Here is a 2,940-nt window from a genome sequence, read left to right on the forward strand (position 1 = left end):
CTTCGCGGCAACAGGTCCAGTCGGAGTGAGGAATGGCGCGAACCCGAGCCGCCGGCCGACGACGACCCGGATGTGCCGACGGCGGGCCCGGTACCGCGCGAATCGTAAAAGCGGTGGGCGGGTTGATTCCGAGGCTTGGGCGTCAAGATTGTGAATCGCAAATATGAATCGGTGGAGGAAATCGCATGGGCTTTGTGGCACAACAACAATCCGTCCCCGGTGTACAGGCGCAGATGGAGCCGATTCCTGATTGTGGTGAAAACAGTTACCAGGGCTCGGGAAAACTGCTGGGCAAAAAGGCGATCATCACCGGCGGTGACAGCGGCATCGGACGTGCCGTCGCTATTGCGTTCGCGCGAGAAGGCGCCGACGTGCTGATCGCGTACCTCAACGAAGATGAGGACGCGCGCGACGTCGCGCGTTATGTCACCAATGCCGGCCGCAAATGCGTACTGGTGCCCGGGGACCTCTCCGATGCCGCGCACTGCCGTGCCGTCGTAGACCGGGCGGTGCAAGAACTGGGCGGCGTCGACATCCTGGTCAACAACTCGGCCTACCAGATGATGCGCAAGAGTCTCGATGAGATCAGCGACGAGGAGTGGGAGTACACCTTCCGGCTGAACATCGGCGCGTATTTCTACCTCGTCAAGGCGGCCGTGCCGCACATGGGCCCCGGCTCGTCGATCATCGGCAGCTCGTCGGTCAATTCCGATACACCCAATCCCACCCTGGCGCCCTATGCGGCGACGAAGGCGGCCATCGCCAACTTTTCGGCCAGCCTCGCCCAGCTTCTGGGCGACAAGGGAATTCGGGTCAACAGTGTGGCGCCAGGCCCAATATGGACACCATTGATCCCGTCGACCATGCCGCCGGACAGCGTGGAATCCTTCGGCGACAACGTGCCGCTGGGACGCGCCGGTCAGCCCGCCGAACTCGCTGCGATCTACGTGCTGCTTGCCTCCGATGACGCGAGTTACATCTCCGGGGCGCGGGTGGCGGTGACCGGCGGGCGACCGATCCTGTAGGTGGCGAGCCTTCGGGGTCATCGGGCATGTGTAACGGTGTGCTCAGCGGGTACAGCCCGGACGGGCACCCGGAAAGGACGGCACCTAGGCGATCAGCGCCGCGCCTGTAAAGGGAGTGCAGATGAGCCCAACAGCGCAGGAGCCCGAGCCGATCGGGACCGATGACGACTTCGAGCTACTCGCCGACCAAGTCGCGGCTCTCAAAGAGCTCACGCGGCGCGACGACGTGCCCGAAGGCCAGATCTACGACTTCGGAATCCGTTGGGGGGCGGTGCTTGCCGGGCGGTTGCGACGGCTGGTGCACTACAGCTGCCTTGGCATACTCGACGACGCCGCCGAGCGCCGGTTCCAATCCCTATGCGACGAATTGCGTTCCATGTCGGATGCTATCGAAAGGTTCGGTCTCGCCCGGCCCCGGTTCACCGATACTCCGGACCACCCCAGGTTGCGCTAGCTTGCCTCGCCCGGGCGCGGCTCGCGATGTCCTCGATGTCGGAAATCGCTCGATAGTCGGTTAGAAACTCGTTGGCCGCCAAGACGATTCCGGTCCGCGGCGCGGGGCAGTCGTCGTTGCGGCACGTCAAAGCCACCATGAAGGCGTCGTCATCCTCGTCGAGGAACAAGAACCCGAGATACAAAGCATGTCCGACGGCGAAATCCTTGGCGCCGCATCCCGCACAGTGCCCGCCCTTGACGGCAACCAGCTCTAGAACCCTCTCGCGCTCAACGCTTTGCAGGTCGATCAGCTCGGGCCGCACGCCATTTGGGTTCGCATCGGTCATGTCAGATCTCCACGTCCTTGTCGTAGTGGACGTTGTCCTCGCGCCACCCACCCAGGCCGTGGCCGACGCCGGAGTAGTCGTCGATGAACTCGATCTGATTGATCCACTTCGCCATCTTGAAACCCACCTGGGTCTCCACCCGCAACCGCAGTGGCGCCCCGTGCTTGATGGGCAGCGGCTTTCCGTTCATCTCGTAGGCCAGCAGCGTCTGCGGCTTGTAGGCGAGTTCGAGGTCGATCACCTCGTAGAATTGGCCCTCGCCTTCCGCGCTGGGCTCGTCGCGGCCGGTGTCTTGCATGGTCAAGAAGCAGATGTATTTCGCTTGCGGCAGGGGACGCACATAGTCCGCGAGTTGAGCCAGCGGAATGCCGCTCCACTGGCCGATGCTGGTCCAGCCCTGCACGCAGTTGTGCATCACGCGCTGCGATTGCTGATCGGCCATGGAACGCAGCGCGTCCAGGTCGAGCGTCACCGGGTTCTCCACCAGGCCGCCCACCCGCACGCGCCAATCGACGAAGTTGTGCACGGCCATCACCTTGTATTCGGCGCTGGCCGGTGGCTTGCCGTTCACCCGGTGTTCCTTGGTGGTCATCCGTTCGGGGTAGTTCTGCCGCGAATTCAGCGGCCGCAGCAGGACTTTGCGTGCACGGGTGACCACGGCGCCGAGCACGCGACGAACTTGAACGGGCCGGCGCAGGCTCCACACCGTCGCCGCGATGTGAACGGCGACGATGGCCGCGATGATCACGAGCGACAAGACGGTGGCCCAACCAATGTTGCGGACGGAACCGAAGATCATCGAAGCGGTGAGCTGGCCCCAACTCCAGAAGAAGATCATCGACAGGTGGATGACGATGAAGACCAAGAACGCGATCAGGCCGAGGAAGTGCAGGCTCCGCGCCCATTGCCGACCGCCCCACATGCGCACATACCAGGGGAACGCGGCCTCGATGGCCGGGGACTGCGCGGCGCCGGTCAGGATCTGGAATGGGGCCAACAAGAAGACGACGCCGGCGTAGGTCAGCTTCTGGATGGCATCCAGGGGCTCGCCAGGCAGCAGCGGCGGCAGATTGAAACTCATGTAGGTGACGACGTCGTTCCACGCCTCGGGGAAGATCGACCATGAGGCCGGC

The 2,940-nt window shown here is 63.7% G+C and carries 4 protein-coding genes; 2 read left to right on the plus strand and 2 right to left on the minus strand.

The annotated features are described in order from the left end of the window. Positions 1–185 precede the first annotated feature (185 nt). Both A5652_RS25900 and A5652_RS25905 read left to right on the plus strand, forming a co-directional pair. On the plus strand, positions 186–1,025 hold the full coding sequence (locus A5652_RS25900) for an SDR family oxidoreductase (RefSeq protein WP_067358766.1): 840 nt from the start codon (positions 186–188) through the stop codon (positions 1,023–1,025). Between the two features lie 121 nt (positions 1,026–1,146). Next, positions 1,147–1,479, plus strand: coding sequence for a hypothetical protein (locus A5652_RS25905; protein ID WP_067358770.1), 333 nt, complete (start codon positions 1,147–1,149; stop codon positions 1,477–1,479). On the opposite strand, the gene A5652_RS25910 is transcribed toward A5652_RS25905, so the two are convergent. Together A5652_RS25910 and A5652_RS25915 are read right to left on the minus strand one after the other, a co-directional pair. Continuing rightward, the gene (locus tag A5652_RS25910) at positions 1,445–1,807 is read right to left on the minus strand and encodes a hypothetical protein (RefSeq protein WP_067358768.1); all 363 of its coding nucleotides are present in this window, start codon (positions 1,805–1,807) and stop codon (positions 1,445–1,447) included. The two genes, A5652_RS25905 and A5652_RS25910, sit on opposite strands and share 35 nt — an antisense overlap. Before the next feature lies 1 nt (position 1,808). Then, positions 1,809–2,940, minus strand: a 1,132-nt coding sequence (locus A5652_RS25915; protein ID WP_067358772.1) for a molybdopterin-dependent oxidoreductase, incomplete at its 5' end; no start/stop codon positions are given.

Origin of the sequence: Mycobacterium sp. 1165178.9, assembly GCF_001673555.1 — a bacterium.
GTDB lineage: Bacteria > Actinomycetota > Actinomycetes > Mycobacteriales > Mycobacteriaceae > Mycobacterium.